Source organism: Pseudomonas atagonensis, assembly GCF_011369485.1.
GTDB lineage: Bacteria > Pseudomonadota > Gammaproteobacteria > Pseudomonadales > Pseudomonadaceae > Aquipseudomonas > Aquipseudomonas atagonensis.
In genome coordinates this window covers 14,661-35,481 of record NZ_VXCA01000049.1, presented here as the reverse complement: position 1 = coordinate 35,481, position 20,821 = coordinate 14,661, and the positions used below count along the sequence as shown (strand labels likewise).

At 60.0% G+C, this 20,821-nt stretch carries 16 protein-coding genes; 6 read left to right on the top strand and 10 right to left on the bottom strand.

Annotation, left to right across the window (positions count from 1 at the left end; genetic code table 11):
* The first annotated feature begins 18 nt into the window (after positions 1–18).
* The 3 genes from F2P67_RS26930 (at position 19) to F2P67_RS26920 (ending at position 3,078) form a co-directional block, all read left to right on the top strand.
* Positions 19–768, top strand: a complete 750-nt coding sequence (locus F2P67_RS26930; RefSeq protein WP_166226152.1) for a hypothetical protein — start codon at positions 19–21, stop codon at positions 766–768.
* Between the two features lie 80 nt (positions 769–848).
* Complete coding sequence (locus F2P67_RS26925; RefSeq protein ID WP_166226149.1) at positions 849–2,063, top strand: MFS transporter; 1,215 nt, start codon at positions 849–851, stop codon at positions 2,061–2,063.
* Between the two features lie 229 nt (positions 2,064–2,292).
* Positions 2,293–3,078: a sulfite exporter TauE/SafE family protein gene (locus tag F2P67_RS26920; protein ID WP_007918673.1), complete on the top strand. Its 786-nt coding sequence runs from the start codon at positions 2,293–2,295 to the stop codon at positions 3,076–3,078.
* Here the strand turns inward: F2P67_RS26920 and F2P67_RS26915 are convergent.
* On the bottom strand, positions 3,060–3,533 hold the full coding sequence (locus F2P67_RS26915) for a GNAT family N-acetyltransferase (protein ID WP_166226146.1): 474 nt from the start codon (positions 3,531–3,533) through the stop codon (positions 3,060–3,062). The two genes, F2P67_RS26920 and F2P67_RS26915, sit on opposite strands and share 19 nt — an antisense overlap.
* A gap of 208 nt (positions 3,534–3,741) precedes the next feature.
* Between F2P67_RS26915 and F2P67_RS26910 the strand changes: the two genes are divergently transcribed.
* Complete coding sequence (locus F2P67_RS26910; RefSeq protein WP_166226143.1) at positions 3,742–4,308, top strand: DUF4174 domain-containing protein; 567 nt, start codon at positions 3,742–3,744, stop codon at positions 4,306–4,308.
* A 67-nt stretch (positions 4,309–4,375) separates the two neighbouring features.
* Here F2P67_RS26910 and F2P67_RS26905 read toward each other — a convergent pair whose 3' ends face one another.
* The 6 genes from F2P67_RS26905 to ampC all read right to left on the bottom strand — a co-directional run bounded on the left by F2P67_RS26905 (position 4,376) and on the right by ampC (position 14,522).
* Positions 4,376–6,499, bottom strand: coding sequence for an autotransporter outer membrane beta-barrel domain-containing protein (locus tag F2P67_RS26905; RefSeq protein WP_166226140.1), 2,124 nt, complete (start codon positions 6,497–6,499; stop codon positions 4,376–4,378).
* A 153-nt stretch (positions 6,500–6,652) separates the two neighbouring features.
* The gene (locus tag F2P67_RS26900) at positions 6,653–10,240 is read right to left on the bottom strand and encodes an ATP-binding protein (protein ID WP_166226137.1); all 3,588 of its coding nucleotides are present in this window, start codon (positions 10,238–10,240) and stop codon (positions 6,653–6,655) included.
* Between the two features lie 2 nt (positions 10,241–10,242).
* Positions 10,243–10,866, bottom strand: a complete 624-nt coding sequence (locus tag F2P67_RS26895) for a response regulator transcription factor (protein ID WP_166226134.1) — start codon at positions 10,864–10,866, stop codon at positions 10,243–10,245.
* Positions 10,867–11,082: 216 nt separating this feature from the next.
* Entirely contained in the window at positions 11,083–11,715 is a 633-nt protein-coding gene (locus tag F2P67_RS26890; RefSeq protein ID WP_166226131.1) for an HNH endonuclease family protein, read from the bottom strand.
* Complete coding sequence (locus F2P67_RS26885; protein WP_166226128.1) at positions 11,708–13,075, bottom strand: AAA family ATPase; 1,368 nt, start codon at positions 13,073–13,075, stop codon at positions 11,708–11,710. The genes F2P67_RS26890 and F2P67_RS26885 overlap by 8 nt, the downstream gene beginning before the upstream one ends.
* Positions 13,076–13,355: 280 nt before the next feature.
* The gene (ampC, locus tag F2P67_RS26880) at positions 13,356–14,522 is read right to left on the bottom strand and encodes a class C beta-lactamase (protein WP_166226125.1); all 1,167 of its coding nucleotides are present in this window, start codon (positions 14,520–14,522) and stop codon (positions 13,356–13,358) included.
* A 161-nt stretch (positions 14,523–14,683) separates the two neighbouring features.
* On the opposite strand from ampC, the gene F2P67_RS26875 reads away from it, so the two are divergent.
* Entirely contained in the window at positions 14,684–15,556 is an 873-nt protein-coding gene (locus F2P67_RS26875) for a LysR family transcriptional regulator (protein ID WP_166226122.1), read from the top strand.
* A 44-nt stretch (positions 15,557–15,600) separates the two neighbouring features.
* Here the strand turns inward: F2P67_RS26875 and gudD are convergent, their stop codons facing one another.
* Together gudD and F2P67_RS26865 are read right to left on the bottom strand one after the other, a co-directional pair.
* Positions 15,601–16,944 (bottom strand): glucarate dehydratase, encoded by a 1,344-nt coding sequence (gudD, locus tag F2P67_RS26870; protein WP_166226119.1) that lies wholly within the window; start codon positions 16,942–16,944, stop codon positions 15,601–15,603.
* Between the two features lie 39 nt (positions 16,945–16,983).
* Positions 16,984–18,330 (bottom strand): MFS transporter, encoded by a 1,347-nt coding sequence (locus F2P67_RS26865; protein ID WP_166226115.1) that lies wholly within the window; start codon positions 18,328–18,330, stop codon positions 16,984–16,986.
* A gap of 357 nt (positions 18,331–18,687) precedes the next feature.
* On the opposite strand from F2P67_RS26865, the gene F2P67_RS26860 reads away from it, so the two are divergent.
* Positions 18,688–19,401 carry a FadR/GntR family transcriptional regulator gene (locus tag F2P67_RS26860; protein ID WP_166226112.1) on the top strand — a complete coding sequence of 238 codons (714 nt, stop codon included), beginning with the start codon at positions 18,688–18,690 and terminating at the stop codon, positions 19,399–19,401.
* 28 nt (positions 19,402–19,429) lie between these two features.
* Here the strand turns inward: F2P67_RS26860 and trhP are convergent, their stop codons facing one another.
* Positions 19,430–20,767, bottom strand: a complete 1,338-nt coding sequence (gene trhP, locus F2P67_RS26855; protein ID WP_166226109.1) for a prephenate-dependent tRNA uridine(34) hydroxylase TrhP — start codon at positions 20,765–20,767, stop codon at positions 19,430–19,432.
* Between the last annotated feature and the right edge of the window lie 54 nt (positions 20,768–20,821).

Sequence of the window (20,821 nt, the reverse complement as noted above, 5' to 3'; positions counted from 1 at the left end):
GTGCCTGTTCGAGAATTCATGCCGAGAGTTTTTCACTGGATCACCCGTGTTCTTCCCCGTCCATGCCTGCTGCTGGGGTGCCTGTCGTCGCTGTTGCTCAGTGGTTGCACGCATCAGGACGGCAACGGTTTCTTCGCCCAGATGCGTGACGGGCAGCCGCAGGAATTTCTGCAGACCAGCGTCGACCGCATGGCCACGCTGGCTATGCGCGACAACCTCAACAGTCTTTATCGCCTGATGGGCAAGCTGTACCTGCGCAACCCCGAAGAGCTGCGCAAATCCGGTTTCCTCAACATCAATACCGCCGTGAAACAGGTGCGCCTGGCCATCGAGCAGCAACAACCGTTGCCGGTGCTGGGGGGGCGCAAGGATCTGGCCGCGCTCAGTTATGCCATGAGCCCGGAGTTTCTTGGCGACCGTGTCGGCGCATTCATTTATGCCATCGGCAGCATGCTGGTGACCGCCCACGGCAATCGCATCGAGTTCTACATGACCGATGCGATCAACCCGACCTTCGTCCACAACGCCGCGCGCAACATCGAAAAGGCCACCTGGATTCTGTCCCAGCGGCAGAACAAGGAGGGCCAGCCGCTGCTGTTCTCCAATGAGATTTCGGAGGAGGGCAGCAACCTGAGCTTCGCCACCGAGTTCGGCAAAGTCGTCGCGCGTCTCGATCTGCTCACGCAAATGCTCGACGAGCGCTATCGGCGGATCGGCTTGAATTACGCGCAAAGTCTGCTGTTCCTGAATTTTTTGCCGGTGCAGTGAACCGAGTCGGGTAGAGTGGCGGTCGGATAGGTTGTATACAATTCTTCGCCATATTCGACTCAAAGGGAGCTGCACCTGTCATGACCGACCCCGCAAGCGCCGATTTCACTCGCCTCCACGCCGCCACCCGCGCGGACAAATTGCCCTATGCCGCGTTGCTGGCGTTCGCCATGACCGGTTTTATCGCCATCCTTACCGAAACCCTGCCGGCCGGCCTTTTGCCGCAAATCGGTGCGGGCCTGAACGTCAGCGAAGTGCTCGCCGGGCAACTGGTGACGCTCTACGCGCTGGGTTCGATTGTCGCGGCGATTCCACTGACCGTGGCCACACGCGGCTGGCCTCGGCGGCGGGTACTGCTGATGACGGTCGGTGGGTTTCTGCTGTTCAACACCGTCACCACGTTTTCCAGCCATTACGGGCTGACCCTCGCTTCGCGGTTTCTTGCCGGCATGGCGGCGGGACTGTCGTGGGGGATCATGGCCGGTTATGCGCGCGGAATTGTCCCGGTGCATCAGCAGGGGCGGGCGCTGGCCATTGCCATGCTGGGAACCCCGGTGGCGTTGTCACTGGGTACGCCGGCGGGGACTTGGCTGGGCAATCTGATCGGCTGGCGCGCTTCGTTCGGCATCATGTCGGCGCTGGCTCTGGTACTGGCGGCGTGGATTGTCGTGGCAGTGCCGGATCGCCCCGGTCAGCCCAGCGCCGAGCGCCTGCCGTTGCTGCAATCATTGCGATTGCCGGGCGTTCGGCCGGTGCTGTTTGTGGTGCTGACCTGGATGCTCGGGCACAACATTCTCTATACCTACATCTCGCCGTTTCTGATGCAGGCCGGCCTCGCTGAGCGGGTCGATCTGGTGCTGCTGGTATTTGGCCTGTGCTCGCTGGTGGGGATCTGGATCATAGGTTTGCTGGTGGATCGCTGGTTGCGCTGGCTGACGTTGATCAGCCTCGCGGTATTTGCCCTGACGGCGCTGGTGCTGGCGCTGGCTGCGCCTTCACCGCTGATCATTTACGCGTGCATGGCGGTGTGGGGGTTGTCGTTTGGCGGTTCGGCTACGTTGCTGCTGACTTCAGCGGCGGATTCGGCCGGTGAGCACGTCGATGTGGTGCAGGCCATGCTTACCACGTCATGGAACGTTGCGATTGCCGGCGGCGGCTTGTTTGGCGGTTTGTTGCTGGATCGGGCAGGGGCGATGTCGTTTCCGTGGGCGCTGCTGATTCTGTCCCTCATCGCCCTGGCGACGGTGTGGATCAATAAAACCCACAGCTTCAAACCGGGGCGGCGGGTGCATTGATTCACCAGGCACCACATAACCCCTGTGGGAGCGGGCTTGCTCGCGAAGAGGACGTGCCAGTCGACAGATGAGTTGAATGAGACACTGCCTTCGCGAGCAAGTCCGCTCCCACAAGGGATCCCGATGATTGCGATATGGCATAACGATAGACCGCATCGATATATGTGGTTATAAGAAAAATCGCTATGCTGCGGGCCAGATTTTTCCTGTCGTTTTTCTGGACGGTTTAATGGAATTGGCAAATTTCGGCCTGGTGATCGCCGGGCTGGTGGTGGGTTTTATTGTCGGCATGACCGGTGTCGGCGGCGGTTCGCTGATGACGCCGATCCTGCTGTGGTTCGGCATCAACCCGGCAACGGCGGTCGGCACTGACCTGCTGTACGCCGCCATTACCAAATCCAGCGGTGTCCTGGTGCATCGCAAGAACAAAAATATCGACTGGGCCATCACCGGCTGGCTGACCCTCGGCAGCGTGCCGGCGGTGGCCATGACCCTGTGGTTCCTCAGTACCTTGCACACCGCGCCGGACGCGATGAACGCCATCATCAAGCAGGCGTTGGGTTTTGTCCTGTTCGCCACGGCACTGGCAATTTTCTTCAAAAAGCGCTTGCTCGAATTCGCTCACAAACGCGCCGGTGGCAACTACAACCCGAGCGGTTCGCGGCTGAACGTGATGACCGTGATCACCGGTCTGATCCTCGGCACCATGGTTGCGCTGACGTCAATTGGCGCCGGAGCATTGGGCACGGTTGCGCTGTTCATTCTTTATCCGCTGCTGCCGACCCGTCGCCTGGTCGGCACGGAAATCGCCCACGCCGTGCCGCTGACCCTGGTCGCAGGGCTTGGCCACGCGAGCATGGGCAATATGGATTGGGGCGTGCTGGGCTTTTTGCTGGTCGGCTCGCTGCCAGGCATCTGGCTCGGCAGCCACCTGACCGGGCGCATTTCCGACGAAGTCCTGCGCCCGTGCCTGGCGACGATGCTGGTGTTGATCGGTTACAAACTGGCGTTCTGAGTGGTGTATTTCATCACCGTCACCGGCAAGTCCTCGTACACCAACTTTTCAACCACCTGCCAACCCAGTCGCGCATACAGCGACTGCGAGGTGTCGGTGTACAGGTACAACTCAGGCACACCCAGTGCCGCCGCTTCTGCAACCACACGCTTGACCAGTTGCGAAGCGATTCCGCGATTGCGCGCTTCAGCCTTCACGTAAACCCCGGCCAGCCATGGCGTCAGGTTCGGGCGCAGCTTCAGATCTTTTTCGATCAGCAGCGCGCCGCCCAGCAACCGCGAACCATCAAGCGCCACCACCACGCTGGGAATCGCGCCCTTGCCGCACGACGCGCGCATGTGTTCGATACGGTGTTCAACGGTCTGTCCAGGACGAAACTCGCCCCATTCCTTGAAGTTGAGGGTGGCCAGTTCTTCAATCAGTTCGGGGTGGTCGCACAGGTAATCGATGTGCATGCGGGTGAACTCCATTTCGTCTGCGAAACGACCACCCTAATGTGGTCATAAAAGGTAATCAAATCCAAGTCGTGATCGCAGCGTTGCGGTTGCGCAATGTCGGGCCTGACCTAAGCTTCTGACAAGGCGAAACATATTTGCCGGGCGCGCCCGGAACAATCGCCACGATGCGCAATCATTAGAGCGTGGATATCAAAAGGAGATGCGCATGCTCATCAGGTCACTGACCCTGACACTCTTGCTGGCGATTGCCGGCCCCTTGTTCGCCGCTGACAACGATTCCCCGATTGCCGGGGACATGGGCCGCGCCCGACCCCTGATCGTGATCGCGCAAAGCACCGTTGACCCCGTGTGGGTCGGCCTGAAAAAGTCGCTGGAAGATCCGGCGAACAAGAAGGGCGTCGCCGATCGCAACATCAAGGTCTACACCATCCTCAATATGGCCGGTCAGCTGGACGGCAAGGATCTCGGCCAGCAGGACACCATGGCGTTGCTGCGCTCACTGAAGCTGGGCGCCGGGGCGTACCCGAAAGTGTTCCTGTTGGGCAAGGACGGCGAGACCAAACTCTCGGCGTCGGGGGATGAAGCGAAGTCGGTCGATCTGAAGAAAATCTTCGACACCGTCGATGCCTTGCCGGCGACCGAGAAGGACATCGCACCGCCGTCCGTGGCGACTACACCAGCAGCCACCGAACCGGCCGCGAAAGGCGCGAAAGGTGCCAAACCGACAAAACCCGCCAAACCGGCCAAGCCACCGGAAATGCCGGATGACTGAATCAAGGTCGCATTGAGTTTCTGAGGGAGCGGGCAAGACCGCTCCCGTATTGAAATCCTTTCGGTGATTACCAGTTGTAGCGATAACCGACGCTGACCGCCCATGGCTGTTCGATATCGCGACCTTTGACGTACTGCCCCTCGACATACATCTGCTGATTCTGCGCAACGGTCAGCATCACGCCCCCGCCCAGTTCCCCTCGTGACCCCGGCAGTCGGCTGTCGAGTGTTGCGCCGTTGACGTGCACCGAACTGTCGCCAGCATGCTCAGTCACCCATGTCGCTTTCACGTAAGGCTTGATACGTAAACCCTTGTCCAGTTGCAGTTCGCGGCCGAATTGCCCGCCGACCCGGCTTTGTAGCGAAGTCATGGTTCCCTGATTGACCGACAAGCCATTGCTGGCGGTGTAATGCCCGCCGCTGATTCGCGCCACTTGCAGCCCGGCCTGTGGCTCGACAAACCAGCCGCGCCCCAACTCGATTGCCTTGCCAATCTGTGTTTCGGCAGTGACCGCATGGCTGTCGTAGTGAGCCTTGACCGGATCGCCGAGGTTGCCGGTGATTCTGATTTCGTTGTCCAGCCGCGAGTACTTCAGCGCGCCATCGACGTAAATCCCCTCGTGTGCCTGATAACTGGCATAGGCTCCGAGTGTGGTGCTGTCGATGTTGCCTTTGCTGCGTTCGCCGAAGTCCTGCCGTCCCTGGCCCTGACCGAAGAGCCCGCCGACATACAGCGTGCCGTGAGCCAGGGCAAACGCCTGGTCGGCACCGATTTCCATTCCGTTGACTTGCTGCTCGAAGGCACGGCTGCTGCCGCTGTCGATATGCTGCTCGGCGCCATACCCACGAAGCCACACGCCACCCTGATCTCGCCCGGAACGCAGATCGGCAAGATGTTGCTGAGTGCTGTGCTTCTGCGCGTCGAGCAGTGCGGCGCTCGCCGCGTGCCCGGCGACGGCGGCGTTGGCACCTTTGCTCAAGGTGTCGGCCTGGTTTTGTGGTGGCGAAACGGGTGGAGTGGTCGGCGGTTGAATCACGACGGGATCAGGACTTCCGGGTGTCTGTGGATCTTCGATGTCCACATCCGGAATGTTTTCCGGTGGTTTGCCCAAATACCAGTCGTCTCCCTGTTTCTGCAGCGAATAGCGATACGCCCCGGCATCGACGGTGTTGCCGTAGAGCTGGAAGTCACCGCTGCCACCGTTGCCATCGACCAGCAACAGTGATTGCTGCGTGCCGCTGGGCACATTGCCGGAATCGGCGACGACCAGGGTGTGCACATCACTGATGGGGCCTTGCACCTTGAGCAGGTCACCGCGCAAGGCAGCGAGATCGGTGCTCATCAAAAAGTGCCCGTTACCGCTCAACGCTCCGTCGATGTTCAATGTGTGGAATGCGCCGGTCACGGCCGGGTCGGCGAACTCGACCTGACCGTCGACGCGGTTGGCGCCGTGCAAGGTTGCATCGCCCTTGAGCTGCAAGCGCCCGCCGGCGTTGATTGTCGAGTCGCTGGCCGCTGCGCCGGCGCCGAGCACCATCAGGCCGGCGGAGTTGACGGTGGTGTTGAACACCGAAGTGCCCGCCATGCTGCTCAACACCGCGCCGCTGTTGACCTCGGTGTCCATGGCGGTCGCGGAGTCGGCGAGGGAGACCTCGCCGCCCGCATTGATGAGCGTGCGCTGCATCGTCCCGGACTGGTACACCGTCACCTGGCTGTTGCTCACCCGTGTGTTCTTGGCCAACCCATCGCCGTAAACGTACAGCCTGCCGCCGTCGATTCCGGTATCGCTGATCACCGCTTGCTGCGCCACTTCAAGATCGCCATTGAGAACATGGGTGGTCAATGCCGTGGCCGCGCCGGCGACAACCATCACGCCGTCTTCGACGAGGGTGTTATCGATCTGGCCGTTCTCGAGGACTTCCAGCCTGCCACTGTTGCTCACGGTGATTTGCGTGGCTTTGCCTTCATCGAGCAGGCGGATCGTGCCGAGACTCACAGCGCTGGCGCTGAGCACACCGCCAGTGCCGACGGCGAACCAGCTACCGTCATCGACCCGCACGTTGGCTTGTGGCGTGGTCAGGCAAGTTGTCGAGTCACAACTGGCGGCGTCGGCCCGCGTTGGCGCGGCCCCCAGAATCAACAAGGCAGCCGATACCGAAACCCGTGAAAACCGTACACCCAACGCAAACATAATGATCCGCCGACTACAGGGAGAAGAGACGGCGGATTCTGCTCAGGTGCAAGGACGGTTGAACGCAGACACGTCCCAAGTTTTTGTGGGAAGCGTCCTACAAAAAGCAGGCTTTTCTGTCGCACACACGATGGGTGCCCACTGCGCAGCCGTTCAGTCGCAGTTGATCGACTGATCCTTCAGCGCCGTTTGCAGGCGCTTCATTTGCTGGACGAACCTTTCGAACAGACGGTGGGCTTCCTGGCGCGTGGTGCTCGACTCGCAGGCGCTTTCCAGCTGTTCGCACGCGGCGATCAGTGGCGTGGCCTGAATGATTCGCGCACTGCCGAGAATCTTGTGGCAGCAGCGGGCCATGGCCTGAAAATCGCCAGCGGCGAACAGCGCCTGCATCGTTTCAAAGTCTTGCTGATTGGTGCGCAGAACAGTGGCCAGCAATTGCCGCGTCAGTGCCGCGTCACCGGCGGTGATGGCGCTGACCTTCGACGGATCGAAACACGGTGCCGTGGTTTGCCGCACCTGCTCGGCTTCGCGCAGGTAGCGCTCCAGCACACTGCGGGTCAGCGGCTTGAACAGACAATCGTTCATCCCGGCTTCAAGACAACGCTGGATTTCCTGTGGCTGGGCATTGGCGGTCAGGCCCAGAACGTGGGTCGGAGCGCGTCCTTCGGCGGCTTCGATGGCGCGCAGTTGGCGGGTCATCTTGTCGCCATTGAGCAGCGGCATGTTGCAGTCGGTGATCAGGTAGTCGAAGTCGTCTTCTGCCCACAGGCGCAGACCTTCGAGGCCGTTCTCGGCACAGCTGACGCGCATTCCCAAGGACTCCAGTTGCCGTTGCAGCACCACGCGATTGAACTCGTGATCCTCGACGATCAGCACATGCCGCGAAGGCAGAGGCGGCAGGGATTCGCCGAGCATTTGCGGCGGTGTTGGTTCATCGGGCAAGCGTTGCAGGCTGAGGCTCAGGGTGAAGCACGAGCCTTGTCCCGGCTGGCTCTCGCAGGTGAGCTGGCCGCCCATCAGTTCCGTCAGTTGCTGACAGATCGACAAGCCCAGACCGCTGCCGATCTGCACTTCGCGGTCGCTGTATTCAAACTGGGTGTAAGGCTGAAACAGGCGCAATCGCTGCGGCTCGTCCATGCCGACGCCGGTGTCGCGCACGCTCAGGTACAACTGCGCGATGTCGCCTTTGACCCGCAGGCTCAATTCGACACTGACCGAGCCTTGCTCGGTGAACTTGATCGCATTGCTCAACAGATTGGAAAGAATCTGCCGAAAGCGTAGCGAGTCCAGCTCCACGGCCTGATCGGCATCGACCGCATTGAACGTCAGCTCGACGTGTTTTTGCTGCGCGAGGCTGGCAAACCCCTGCACCACGGTGCGCGCCAGACGCTGTGGATTGCAGCGACTGTTGCGCAGTTCGAACTGACCGGATTCGATCTTGGTCAGGTCGAGAATTTCGCCAATCAACTCCATCATGCCGCCGGCGGACTTCTGCGCGATGTCGATCAACTCGGCCTCTTCGCCGTGTTGCGGATGCCGATTGCGCAGCAGTTCAAGCACGCCGACCAGTGCGCTCATCGGCGTACGAATCTCATGGCTCATCACCGCCAGAAAATGACTCTTGCCCCGGTTCGCCGCTTCGGCCTGCTGTTTGGCTGAAAGCAGGGCGTGCTGCAAATGTTGCTGTTCGGTGAGATCGATCCAGCCACCGATCACGCCAGTCATGGCGCCGTCGGAGTCGCGGTAGGGCAGAGCCCAGTGATAGATGTGGTAGGTGTGGCCCTTGACCCGCAGCGGAAAATTGTCGAACGAAGGCTCGCCGCTTTCCAGTGTCGCGCGGTGGATGCGTTTGTAATTGTGGGCGTTGTCGAGCGGCAGGATGTCGGCCTCGATCAGGCCCTTGTTCAGCACCTGCGCAAGCTCTACTTGCATCACCTGCAGGTAGGCGCGGTTGCAACTCAGCAGCAGGCCTTTGCGGTTGCGCACATAGATCGGGTGCGGCGTGCCGTCGACCAGCGCCTGCATGAACAGCAACTGATCGCTCAGGGCTTTCTGCGCCTTGAGCCGTTCGGCGATTTGCCGGCGCAGGCCAAGGTTCCACGCGACGATGCCGAGCAGCACCGCCACCAGCAGCATCAGCGCCCGCAGTATCCAGTGTTTATAAGTGCTCCAGCCGCCATCGCTGTCTTGCGGATTTTGCCAGCGGTTGGCGAGGTCGCTGAATTCGCCGGGCGGGATGTCGAGCAAGGCCTTGTCGAGGATCGACACCAGCGTGGCGTTCTGTTTACCGGTGGCGAAGCTGATCAGCGCCGGTTGTGAGCCAAGCACCGAGTCGATTTGCAGGCGTCCGCGAAAGTAGCGGTCGATCAGATAGGCGGCGCCCATCTGCGGCTGAATCACGCCCTCGACCTGGCCCTCGGCGAGCAATTCATAGGTTTCAATTGCGGTATCGACTTCCACGGTGCGCACGTCCGGCCACTCCCGTCGCAACCAATTGGCGGCTTCCGAGCCTTTGATGATCGCGACCGACTGGCCTTTGATCCCGCTCATGCCTTCGTGCTCGGGCTGAACGCGGGTCACCAGCACAAACGGATTGACCACGTAGGGGCGCGAGAACGCCATGTCTTTTTCACGGCGTTCGCTGTAGGTGATGGCGGCGATCAGGCTGGCCGGGTTGTGTTGAACGCGGCGGGTCATCGCGTCGACCGAGGTGATCTTGCGCGGTTGGAACACCAGCCCGGTGCGGTCGTTGATCATCTCCAGCAAATCGGCGGACATGCCGCGCAACTGGTCTTGCGCATCGAAGAAGCTGAAGGGCGAATACAAGTCGCTGGCCAGTACATCGAGCGTCGGATGTTCCTTGATCCACTGCTGCTCGGCAGGCGTCAGTTGCAAGCGGTTGTAACCGAGCTTCGGATTGGCCCCGATGCCCCAGCGCCGGGCAATGTGCGCGCGCTCCTGCGGCGAGATCCGCGCCAGCACGCTGTTGAGCAGGTTCAGCAACTGCACTTGATCGCGTTGCACGGCGAAGCTGAAACCGAGCCCTTCGGAGTCGCGCTGGACGGTTTGTTTCAGGCTTTGCTGGTAACTGCGTTCGAGCAGGTATTGCGCAGAAATTGCATCGGTCAGCAGCACTTTGTTTTCGCTGTAGGCCACGAGCCCCAGGCCAACCTGCGTCGATGCGACGGCTTCGTGCGGATAATCGGGAAACATTGCCGCGACCCGGCTCTCGAGCATCCAGTCCGGATCGAACAGCACCGTGGTGCCGGTTGGCGGTGCATTGTTGGCCCAGTGGGTACCGAAGCGGCTGACCAGTACCGCTTGGTCGTAAGCGTAAGGTGCGCTCATGCGCAGATCGCTGTAGTGGTTTTCGAGGTGGTTGATGCGCGGCACCAGATCGACATCACCGCGCTGCAGGGCGGCGAGGGCTTCGGCCTGATTGGCAAAGTGTTCGACCTGCACACGCAAGTCCAGGGCGTGGACAAAAATCTGCAGGTAATCGGCCGAGATGCCTTCGTAATCCTTTTGATTGGCGGTGATGTCCAGCGGCGGTCGATCCGGTGCATAGACCCCGGCGCGCAGAACCGCTTTGTGCGTCAGCCATTGCCGTTGCGCACCGCTCAGCGGTGGCGTCAGCTGTTCGTCGGTGGTGCGACTGAGCAAGGTCAGCGGCTCGGCACACACCGCCAGTGCCAGCAGCCCCAGAATGAAAATACTGAGCAGTTGTCGGCAGTGTCCCATGGTCAGACCAGGTGATTGCGTTTGGCGAAGTCGATCAGCTCAAGCAGCGTACTCGCATTGAGCTTTTGCATCAGACGGGTCTTGTAGGTGCTGACGGTCTTGTTGCTGAGCAGCATGTCATCGGCGATCTGTTTGTTGCTCTTGCCCTGCGCCAGGCCGTGCAACACCTTGAGTTCGCGCCGCGAGACGCCGTCGAGCAGTTGCGCATCGTCCTGCGCGAAGTCGCTGTGACGCACCGACCTCAGTGCGCCGACCGGAAACCAGCTCTTGCCACTGGCCACGGCTTTGAGCGCAGTGACTATTTCTGCCGGATCATCACCTTTGGACAGAAAACCCGCGACCCCGGCCCGCAGGCACTGCGCCGCGTAGGCGGGACTTTTCAGACCAGTGTGCACCACCACGTGAGCGGTGCTGCCACCGATGCGCAAACGGTCGATCACCGCCATGCCATCGAGTTGCGGAATATCGAGATCGAGCACAATCGCATCAGGCTTGAGCTCGAACGCCTTGCTCAACGCCTCGACGCCGTTGTCGCACTCGCCGACCACCTCATGCCCTTCACGGGCCAGGATCATCCCGACTGCCATGCGTACCACCGCGTGATCATCGACCAACAGCACTTTCATCGATCAGCCCTCATGCCCTGTTTCAGCATAGTCCGCACGCCATGGACGGCGCGGCAGATCGGATGCGTGGCCAAGGGCTGCGAAAAAAGAGCGCGATGCTACTTGGTTTGTGGGGGGATGCAAGATTGGGCGGCTCTGCAAACAACCCTGTAGACGCAGGGCTGCTCGCGAAGTGGCCGGAGCCGTCAGCAATGAACGTGCGGTGCCGTCATCTTTTCAGGGGGTAACCAGGTATTGGCGAATGACATTGACCAATACCGGTGAGAAGGGCTGCAACTGGCCGTCCTCAGGCTTGTCCAGTTCCTCCAGAAGCAGGCCCAGAAGCTCTTCGTCTTCGAGAAACAGTTCGGTGGGTTTCATGCCTTTGGTGAAAATCAGGTCATCCACCATTCGTTTGCGTTTTTCGATGAGGCCGCGATTACTCTCCTCGGTGTGACCCAGATTCAGCGCTTCAATGGTTTCTTCGGCGCGTCGGGTTTTGCCCACCACCAGTCCCGATATCTGGAACTTGAGTTCGGTCTCGCATTCACTCATGAACGGTGTCAGGTTCAGAAGCCGGGTTTTGCGTTGATGCCCGCAATGTTTCGGGCCTTCGCAACTGGCGACGATATTGGTGAAGTCCAGAGTACGTGCCGGGAAGCGATCCTGCGCGGCAACGTGTTCGTTATGTGCCGCTTTAACGTTGATGGACTGGCAGCAATAAGCGCACAGCCCCAACTGTTCGGTGATGCAGGCGGCACGTACCGATTGCCGCTCTTCGGCGGGTAAATCCTTGTAGGTTGAAGTCTTGTTGGCGCGCTTCCATTGAGTGAGTAACGCAGGTTCAATTCCTTTTGTGATCTTACGCACGACGTAACTCCAGCTTGCGCAACAGCAGCGCGGCTTTGGCCAGTTCGATATGGCCATCCGGCAGTTCGTCAGCCAGTTCGGCAAACAGTTTTTTGGCTTCCTCCAGATCGCCGTCCTGCAGGCGCTCCAGCAAGCGGTTCAGACGCTTTTGTACTTCGCTGTTGCGGATGTCAGTGTCCATGACTTCCAGCAGCACCTGATTGGCGTCCAGCCCATAAAGGCCGTTATGTTCGTGGATTTCACCGTCATTGAGCACATAAACCAGCACGTCTTTGGCATCACTGATTACCAGCGGCGAATGGGTGGTCAGGACGAACTGGCAGTTGGGGAAGGTTTCACTCAACTGTCGGATCAGGCTGCGCTGCCATCGTGGGTGCAGGTGAAGATCGACCTCGTCGATCAGCACGATGCCGTCGCCGTGCAGCGGGTTGTCCAGCGACTGGTTCATCATTGCCAGTCGACGCGCAATGTCGCCGACCAGCGCCATCATCGACTTCTCGCCATGGGAGAGTTGGGCGACGTTGAGCGTGACGCCGTCCTTGTCGATGGCCATGTGCAGGCGCGGTTTGCGCTGGACGCGCAGGTTGCTGAAGCCGGGCATGAAGGCGGCGATGGCCGAGCGCACGGCGGTCAGCTGGCGGTCGCGGGAAGAGGCTTTCAGATTGGCCAGGGTTTTCCAGACGTCGCTGTCGGTGCCGAACTTCTCGGAGATTTCGGCCAGAGCGGTGTCGGAAATGCCGGTCTCGTTTTCGCTGTCTTCGCGCTCGCGGAACCACTCGAAGAAACGGCGGAAATCGACGCCTCGGTTGAGCGAGTTGTCGTAGCCGTCGAGTTGGTCGAAGGTGTGTTTGGTGCGGATTTTCAGCGGGATTTCGAGGACGGAGCGTTCGACCGGGTAGTAGGCGATCAAGGGGAGGGAAGCTTTGTCGTTTTCGGTCAATAGACTGCGGTAGTGGTCTGCGAGGCGAGTGGTTTCAGTTAGGGTGCTTTGAACCGACGACTTCCGTCCCTGCCTAGCGCGGGCCACCCCCCAATTAAACAATACTTCTTCAGGGTCAATTTCAGGAGGGATTGTAGTTGCCACTGTTTCATCTACGACAGCCAGCAGAATCAATGCTCTCGACGCGCCGTTCCGAATGTCCTCAGCTGCGATATGGCTTCCATTACCCTTTTCGGTGCGGATTCTGGCCACTAACCAACTAAGCGATGTGGCAAGTGATTTTAGAAGGGTAGTTTTTCCAGCACCGTTGTTCCCTACAAATACAGTGACGTTTGAGGGATGCTGAGGCATTGGTGCTAACCGAATGTATAAATCAGCAAATCGTCCAATGTCTTTAAGCTTGAAACTGAAAATGTCCATTACATCGCCCTTTGGCGGTCAGTCGATTTGCATGCTTTGCCGCGCATTATGTCATCCCCGGCCACGGATTGATTCGGTGCAGTGTAGATACAACAAATTCAGTCGCTCATCAAAAGTAGTTGCAACATGTGCCTGTCGAAATGTCTGACTTACCCCCCTGCGACCCAGGGACAAATGAAAGCTACAGGCGTGGCTATAACGACTGAAACGAAAATGGGCGACCTTGAGGTCGCCCATTTTTTTGCATGCTGTTTGCCCCAAACTTTGCCACAGCTTTGGATCAATCCTTCAGTGCGCTGAAAATCTCATGCGCAATCTTCACCCGTTCCGCATTCGGGTAATTCTTGTTGGCCAGGATCACGATGCCCAGATCCTTCGACGGCACAAACGCCACGTACGCGCCAAAACCACCGGTCGCGCCGGTTTTGTTGTACAGCACATTCGCTGGTTCCGACTGCGGTGGGTTCAGCCATTTGACCTTGTGCGCCTCCATCGCCATCGGCGTCGAGTTGCCGGCTTGCAATTGGCTCAGGCTGATCGGGTAGGCATAACGCTCCCAGCCCAGGCCTTGGGTCATGTCGCCAACGCGGTAGTAACCGGTATGGGTGGCGGCGACGGCGTTTTGCAGCGGTTGTTGCAGACTGGCCGGTTTCAGGTTCGCCTCGACGTAGCGCAGCAAGTCCGCTGCGCTGGTCTTGATGCCATAGGCTTCGGCGTCCAGAGCGCCGGGGCTGACTCGCACGGGTTGGTCGTTCTTGTCGTACCCCTTGGCGTAGAGGTTCTCTTCGGAAGCGGGTACTTGAATAAAGGTGTGCTTGAGGCCCAGCTGCGGCAACAGGGTTTCTGTCATCGCCTGAGCAAATGGCTGGCCGAGGCTTTTCGCCGTCAGGTAACCGAACAGGCCCAGGCTCGGATTGGAATACAGACGATGGCTGCCCGGCGGATACGCCGGTTTCCATTGCTGGTAGTAGCCGAGCATCTTGTCTGCCGAATCTGCCTCGTCAGGGAATTGCAGCGGCAAACCACCGGCGCTGTAGGTGCCCAGTTGCAGCACGCTGATGTTGTCGAAAACGCTGCCTTTGAGCGCCGGCCAGAGTTGGCTGGCCTTGGTCGACAGGTCCAGTTTGCCCGTCGCCTGGGCGTAACCGGCGAGGGTCGCGGTGAAGGTTTTGCTCACTGAGCCGATTTCGAACAGGATGTTTTCGCTGACTTTCTGCCCGGTGTCCCTGGCGGCTACGCCGTAGTTAAAGTAATGCGGCTGGCCGTTGATGGTCAGCGCTACGGCCAAGCCGGGGATGTTCTGTTGCTGCATCACCGGTTTGACCGCCTCGTTGACCAGCGCTTGCAGTTGCGCGTCGGTGGGTGTGGCGGCCAGGCAAGCGGTGGCGCCAAAGAAAAGGCCGAAAGCGCTGCAGGAAATGGCTTTGCTCGAAGGGATGGATGGCATGAATGAATCACTCTCCATGAGTGTTGATTGTTTTATCCCGCTACACTGCGGGCGATTTTCCCACTGGGACGGCTGATCAGCGCGGCTAATTTAGGCAGTCCGGTGGCAATCGACAAACGACGAAATTTCGCATGAGCCATTAGAAAAACTTGGGGCATGGCATGATTCGACCACAATTGCCGCTCAATGCGCTGCGTGCCTTCGAGGCGTCGGCGCGGCATTTGAGCTTCACCCGCGCCGCCGTGGAACTGTGTGTCACCCAGGCTGCCGTCAGCCATCAGGTCAAAAGCCTCGAGGCGCAACTTAACGTGACCTTGTTCAAACGCTTGCCCCGTGGGCTGATGCTGACTGGTGAGGGCGAAACGCTGTTGCCGGTGTTGAGCACATCCTTCGACCACATCGCACAGATTCTCGAACGCCTCGCCGGTGGTCAATACCGTGAAATGTTGACCGTCGGCGCGGTCGGGACGTTCGCGGTAGGGTGGCTGATGCCGAGACTGGCGGACTTTCGGGCGAAACATCCGCTCATAGATTTGCGCCTTTCAACCCACAACAACCGCGTGGATGTCGCCGCTGAAGGGCTGGATTATGCAATCCGTTTTGGCGCCGGGGCGTGGCACGGCATCGAGGCGACGCGCGTGCTTGATGCGCCGTTGTCGGTGCTGTGCGTGCCGGAGATCGCCCGGCAATTGCACACGCCGGGCGATCTGTTGCAACAGACGCTGCTGCGCTCGTTTCGCACCGATGAGTGGCCAGAGTGGTTCCATGCGGCCGGGCTGGCGACGCAGGCCGCGCCGCCGCAGAGCATGGTCTTTGATTCCTCGCTGGCGATGATGGAAGTTGCGTTGCAGGGTGGCGGGGTGGCACTGGCGCCACCGCTGATGTTCGCCCGGCAACTGGCGGCGGAAACGATTTACCAGCCGTTTGCGATTGAAATCACCACCGGCAGTTATTGGCTGACGCGGTTGCAGTCGCGGCCGGAGACCGCAGCGATGACAGCGTTCAAGGACTGGCTGCTGCACATCTCCGGTTGAAATAAATACCCCCCTACAGGGACAGTGGTGGATTTAATGGATGATCAGCGCACCAGACACGGCCGCTTGTTATCAAACGTCCACCCAGGAATCAGAAACTGCATCGCCACGCTGTCATCCCGCGCGCCCAGTCCCATGCCTTTGTACAGTTCATGGGCCTTGGCCAACTGATCCATGTCCAGCTCCACGCCCAGCCCCGGTTTCTGCGGGACCTGTACGCAGCCGTCGACGATTTGCAGCGGTGCCTTGGTCAGGCGCTGGCCGTCCTGCCAGATCCAGTGGGTGTCGATGGCGGTGATGTCGCCCGGGGCCGCCGCCGCGACGTGGGTGAACATCGCCAGGGAAATATCGAAGTGGTTGTTGGAGTGCGAACCCCAGGTCAGCCCCCACTCGTGGCACATCTGCGCCACGCGTACCGAACCCTGCATCGTCCAGAAGTGCGGGTCAGCCAAAGGGATGTCGACTGACTGCAACTGGATCGCGTGGCCCATCTCGCGCCAGTCGGTGGCGATCATGTTGGTGGCGGTTTTCAGCCCGGTGGCGCGGCGGAACTCGGCCATCACTTCGCGGCCGGAATAACCGTTTTCCGCGCCACACGGGTCTTCGGCGTAGGCCAGCACGCGGTGCTGATCGCGGCACAAACGAATGGCTTCTTTCAGTGACCAGGCGCCATTCGGATCGAGGGTAATGCGCGCCTCGGGAAAGCGTTCGGCCAGCGCCGTCACCGCTTCGATTTCAGCATCGCCGCTGAGCACGCCGCCCTTGAGTTTGAAGTCCTTGAAACCGTATTTCGCATGCGCCGCTTCGGCGAGGCGCACCACCGCGTCGGCGCTCATGGCTTTCTCGTGGCGCACGCGAAACCAGTCGTTGTCGGCGTCCGGTTCGCTGCGATAGGCGAGGGTGGTTTCGCGCTGATCGCCGACATAAAACAGATAACCGAGCATCTTCACTTCGTCGCGCTGCTGACCTTCGCCGAGCAAGGCCGCCACCGGTACATCGAGGTGCTGGCCGAGCAAATCCAGTAGCGCGGCTTCAAGACCCGTGACCGCGTGAATGGTGATGCGCAGGTCGAAGGTCTGCAGGCCACGGCCGCCGGCATCGCGGTCGGCGAAGGTCTGGCGCACCTGATTGAGGATCTTCTGATACGTGCCGATCGGGCTGCCGATCACCAGGCTGCGTGCGTCTTCCAGCGTCTGGCGAATGCGTTCGCCACCGGGCACTTCACCGACGCCGGTGTGGCCGGCGTTGTCCTTGAGAATGACGATGTTGCGGGTGAAAAACGGCCCGTGGGCGCCACTCAGGTTGAGCAGCATGCCGTCGTGGCCGGCCACCGGAATGACCTGCATGTCGGTGATGATCGGGGCTTTGGCAGTGTCGTGTGCGGTCATGGTTTTTATCCTTCGAATACGCAGTCTTTAAAAATGCAGTCAGGCGTGTTTTGGCGCGGCATCGGCCACGGCGATTTCAGCGGCGGGTTTCGGTGTGGTACGTGCAGCGAAGACGATGATCGCGGCGATGATCGACGTGGCGGCCAATCCATACAGACCGCCCTGGATCGAGCCGGTGTGTTCTTCGAGCAGGCCGAACGTGGTGGGCGCAACGAAGCCACCGAGGTTGCCCACCGAGTTGATCAGCGCGATCACGGCGGCAGCGATTCGTGCGTCGAGATACGCCTGGGGAATCGGCCAGAACAACGACGAAGCGGATTTGAAACCCAGTGCTGCGAAGCAGATCGCGACGAAGGCGAAGACCGGCCCGCCGGTGGTGGACATGAACATCCCCGCCGCCGCAATCAACAGCGCGGTGGCCACCCACGCCTGCTGGTGTTTCCACTTGGCGGACAGCGACGCAAAGGCGTACATGCCGACGATCGACAGCAGCCACGGAATCGAGTTGAAGAGGCCGACCTGGAAGTCGCTCATCTCGCCCATTTTCTTGATGATGCTCGGCAGCCAGAATGTCGCGGCGTAGATCGTCAATTGAATGAAAAAGTAGATCAGGCAGAACAGGATGATCTGCCGATCCTTGAGCAGTTTGCCCATCGAAGGGCGGATCGGTGTGGCGGCCTCGCGAGCCTTTTGTTCGTCGTCGATGGCGTTGACCAGAGCATCCTGCTCAGCGCGGGTCAGCCATTTCGCGTCGTGGGGTTTGGCGTCGAGCCAGAACCAGACGAATACGCACAGGCACACCGAAAACATCCCCTCAATGAAGTACATCCATTGCCAGCCGTGCATGCCCAGCCCGTTGATTTGCAGGAGCAGGCCGGACAATGGGCCGGATATCAGCGAGGCTACGGCCGAGCCACTGAGGAAGATCGCAATCGCCTTGCCGCGCTCGACGCCGGGCAGCCAGCGAGTGAAGTAATAAATCACTCCGGGAAAGAACCCGGCCTCGGCCACGCCGAGCAAGAAGCGCAGCACGTAGAAGTGGGTTTCGTTCTGGATGAAGGCCATGCCGGCGGCGACCAGGCCCCAGGTGAGCATGATCCGGGTCAGCCAGATGCGCGCGCCGACTTTCTGCAACAGCAGGTTGGACGGCACTTCGAACAGTGCGTATCCGATAAAGAACAGCCCGGCGCCGAAGCCGTAGGCGGCCGCACCGATGCCGAGGTCGTGTTCCATGTGCGTGCGCACGAAACCGATGTTGACCCGGTCGATGTAATTGACGATGAACATGATCACGAAGAGCGGCAGGACGTGGCGTTTCACTTTCGAGATGGCGGACGCCAGCGTTGCATCAACGCCGTCGTTCATTCCGGAGACGGAGGTTTTCACTTGGTTTTCTCCCACTGATTATTTTTATGCGGGGCGAAGCTAGGTGCTGCGTTGTTGATAGACATCATACAACTGAGATTTTTTGTCCTACAAGTGGGATGAGCTGATTAATTTTCTCTGAAGGCAGTGTTCTTTATGCTTTTTTCGATTTTAATAACCGTATATGTTGGGGTTTGTGGGTGTGAGATTTTTAACGAGGTGAGGGCGTTGAGCCGTATCGCACTACGGTTTAGCAATCGTTTGATGAAGTTGTTTGAGTGTTGTCATACAAGTTGATCGCTCTTTCACGACTAAAATCGAACGTGTCAGCCCCCGCTCGGTGCTACGATCCGCAAGCCCCGCTCACCGGAACCGACCATGCAAGAAGACCTCGACGCCCCCGCCCGCAAACGTGCGCACAACCTGGCCCACGACCTGGTGGAAAAACTCACCCAGAGCATCCTGCTCGGGCAGATGTTGCCCGGTGACAAGTTGCCGTCGGAAAACGCCATCGTTCAGGAATACGGTGTCAGTCGCACGGTGGTGCGCGAGGCGATTTCCAAATTGCAGGCTTCAGGTCTGGTCGAGACGCGGCACGGCATCGGCACGTTCGTGATCGAGCGCGCGCCGGAGCAGGGGTTGCGCCTGAACGTCGACACGGCGCTGGGGGTGCGCAGCATTCTTGAATTGCGCATGGGCCTGGAGACACAAGCGGCGGCGCTGGCCGCGCAACGACGCAGCGAGCAGCAACTGCTGCACATGCGTCAGGCACTGGATGACTATCAGCGCTTGCTGGCCAATAACGACAGTTGCGTCGAGGCCGACCGGCGCTTTCACCTGCTGATCGCCGAAGCCACCGGCAACGTCTGCTTCAGCGAAATCATGCAGCACCTGGGCAGCGCGATGATTCCGCGAACCCGGGTCAATGCGGCTGAGCGTGGCGCGGTGGATCTGAGCAAGCTCGGGCAACTGGCCAATCTTGAACACGAGGCGATCCTGAATGCGATCAAGCGTCAGGATCCGGACGCCGCGCGCGCAGCCATGTGGCTGCACCTGACCAACAGCCGTGACCGGTTTTCGGCTCAGGGGTAATCCGGGAGCAGTGCGGCGGGAGTCCCCCTCAGGCGCCGCTCACATCCCGCATCAACAACCCGAAGCGTAAATCCACCGCATCCGGAATCGGCACGTACACCGTATGACCATCTCCCGGCGCGACTTCAATCGCTTCACCCTTGAGGTTGTGCAGTTCGTGCAGGTCGAAGTGGAAATTGCCCTTGGGCGTCATCAGTTCCAGGTGATCGCCCAGCGCAAAGCGGTTCTTCACCTTGACCTCGGCCAGACGCTCCCGTCGTTCACCGGTCAGTTCGCCAACGAACTGCTGGCGCTCCGAAACTGAGCTGCCGTTCTGATAATTCTGGTACTCGTCGTGCACATGACGACGCAGAAAGCCTTCGGTGTAGCCGCGTTGTGCGAGTGACTCCAGATCGCTCATCAGGCTGCGATCAAACTCGCGCCCGGCCACCGCGTCATCAATCGCCCGCCGATAGACCTGAGTAGTGCGCGCGCAGTAGAAGTGCGATTTGGTCCGGCCTTCGATCTTCAGCGAATGCACGCCCATGCGCGTGAGTCGCTCGACGTGCTGGACCGCGCGTAAATCTTTGGCGTTCATGATGTAAGTGCCGTGTTCGTCCTCGAAGGCTGGCATCAATTCGTCCGGGCGATTGGCTTCCTGCAACAGAAACACCTGATCAGTCGCCGCGCCGAGGCCCAGGGTCGGCTCGGGCTGGAAGGTCTGGACGATTTCGCCGAGCTGATTTTCCGTGGCCTCCTGCGCCGAATATTTCCAGCGACAGGCATTGGTGCATGTGCCCTGATTGGCGTCGCGCTTGTTCATGTATCCCGACAGCAGGCAGCGACCGGAATAGGCCATGCACAACGCGCCGTGGACGAACACTTCCAGTTCCATGCCCGGCACGTGTTCGCGGATTTCGCCGATCTCTTCCAGCGACAGTTCGCGCGACAGGATGATCCGGCTCAAACCCTGTTGCTGCCAGAACTCGACGCTCGCCCAATTCACCGTGTTGGCCTGTACCGACAGGTGAATCGGCATCTGCGGAAAGTGCCGGCGCACCAGCATGATCAGGCCTGGGTCGGACATGATCAGTGCGTCCGGCGCCATTTCGATCACCGGCGCCAGGTCTTTGAGGAACGTCTTCAGTTTGGCGTTGTGCGGCGCGATGTTGACCACCACGTAGAAGCGCTTGCCCTGCGCCTGCGCTTCACGAATGCCGAGCGCGAGATTGGCGTGATCGAACTCGTTGTTGCGCACTCGCAGGCTGTAACGCGGTTGCCCGGCATAGACCGCATCGGCGCCATAGGCGAAGGCGTAACGCATGTTTTTCAGGGTGCCGGCGGGGGCGAGCAGTTCCGGGGCGGTGAGGGCAGGCGTAGGAGTCATGGCGGCGTCGATCACAAAAGCGCGGCAGGGTAATGCGAGTGACGGCGCGTTTTA

Bases quoted from the DNA above. Each gene is read 5' to 3' on its own strand.
- F2P67_RS26930 (WP_166226152.1), top strand. From the start codon at position 19: ATGCCGAGAGTTTTTCACTGGATCACCCGTGTTCTTCCCCGTCCATGC.
- F2P67_RS26925 (WP_166226149.1), top strand. From the start codon at position 849: ATGACCGACCCCGCAAGCGCCGATTTCACTCGCCTCCACGCCGCCACC.
- F2P67_RS26920 (WP_007918673.1), top strand. From the start codon at position 2,293: ATGGAATTGGCAAATTTCGGCCTGGTGATCGCCGGGCTGGTGGTGGGT.
- F2P67_RS26915 (WP_166226146.1), bottom strand. From the start codon at position 3,533: ATGCACATCGATTACCTGTGCGACCACCCCGAACTGATTGAAGAACTG.
- F2P67_RS26910 (WP_166226143.1), top strand. From the start codon at position 3,742: ATGCTCATCAGGTCACTGACCCTGACACTCTTGCTGGCGATTGCCGGC.
- F2P67_RS26905 (WP_166226140.1), bottom strand. From the start codon at position 6,499: ATGTTTGCGTTGGGTGTACGGTTTTCACGGGTTTCGGTATCGGCTGCC.
- F2P67_RS26900 (WP_166226137.1), bottom strand. From the start codon at position 10,240: ATGGGACACTGCCGACAACTGCTCAGTATTTTCATTCTGGGGCTGCTG.
- F2P67_RS26895 (WP_166226134.1), bottom strand. From the start codon at position 10,866: ATGAAAGTGCTGTTGGTCGATGATCACGCGGTGGTACGCATGGCAGTC.
- F2P67_RS26885 (WP_166226128.1), bottom strand. From the start codon at position 13,075: ATGGACATTTTCAGTTTCAAGCTTAAAGACATTGGACGATTTGCTGAT.
- ampC (WP_166226125.1), bottom strand. From the start codon at position 14,522: ATGCCATCCATCCCTTCGAGCAAAGCCATTTCCTGCAGCGCTTTCGGC.
- F2P67_RS26875 (WP_166226122.1), top strand. From the start codon at position 14,684: ATGATTCGACCACAATTGCCGCTCAATGCGCTGCGTGCCTTCGAGGCG.
- gudD (WP_166226119.1), bottom strand. From the start codon at position 16,944: ATGACCGCACACGACACTGCCAAAGCCCCGATCATCACCGACATGCAG.
- F2P67_RS26860 (WP_166226112.1), top strand. From the start codon at position 18,688: ATGCAAGAAGACCTCGACGCCCCCGCCCGCAAACGTGCGCACAACCTG.
- trhP (WP_166226109.1), bottom strand. From the start codon at position 20,767: ATGACTCCTACGCCTGCCCTCACCGCCCCGGAACTGCTCGCCCCCGCC.